Source organism: Flindersiella endophytica (assembly GCF_054779015.1).
In genome coordinates this window covers 1-697 of the sequence record NZ_BAAGYY010000040.1, presented here as the reverse complement: position 1 = coordinate 697, position 697 = coordinate 1, and the positions used below count along the sequence as shown (strand labels likewise).

General features: G+C 63.8%; 1 protein-coding gene. It reads right to left on the bottom strand.

What is annotated here, in order from left to right; genetic code table 11:
* Nucleotides 1-31 precede the first annotated feature (31 nt).
* Nucleotides 32-628 carry a hypothetical protein gene (locus ACYVF6_RS40970; RefSeq protein WP_460530569.1) on the bottom strand — a complete coding sequence of 199 codons (597 nt, stop codon included), beginning with the start codon at nucleotides 626-628 and terminating at the stop codon, nucleotides 32-34.
* Between the last annotated feature and the right edge of the window lie 69 nt (nucleotides 629-697).

Genomic DNA, 697 nt, shown 5'->3' with positions numbered 1-697 from the left:
GGTTGCCGCCGACTTCGGGAGAGATTCGGTGTCAGAAACTCCACGGGTCAGGGTGGGGTGTGCGCGTCGGGTCGTCGGTCCAGATCAGGCGCGCCTCGACGTCGCGGCTGCCCAGCTTCGTCATTCGGTGGGCCGCCCAGCCGTTCCAGTGAATTTTGGTGGACTGCGGCATCCGGAACGCTGGCAGGTTGTTCGGCACCGCATCGGCGCGGAACACGGTCTTTCTGATTACGCCGTCCCATTCCGGCTCTGAGGAGCGTTCCACGTCCAGGCAGTCGACGACCTGCTCGACGAGAAAGAGGAACCAGTCTTCGCTCTCAATGCCGTCGACGTGAAGCGGCAGCAACGATCCGGCGGCCTCGAAGTCGCCTCGGAACAGGTCGACGATACGACGGCTGAAGATCGGCGCCTCATCTGCTCCGACGCCCACATCCACCAGACGCTGATCCGGGCCACCGGCCCATTCGGCGTTGATCACACTCGGATAGTCATCGGGTGACCCGGACAGCTGCCAGCGAATCACCTTGGTCAGCTCGCCCCCGATGGTCAGCACCCGGTAGTCGCCACGGTCGAGGCCCATGCTCGGCAGCAGTCGATACACCGCACGGTGTCGCCGGATGTCAGCCATAACGTTCTCACAGGCGGATTCTCGTGGTCCTGGTCCAGTTCGACGAATATGGCAGCTCCCGCAGACCGG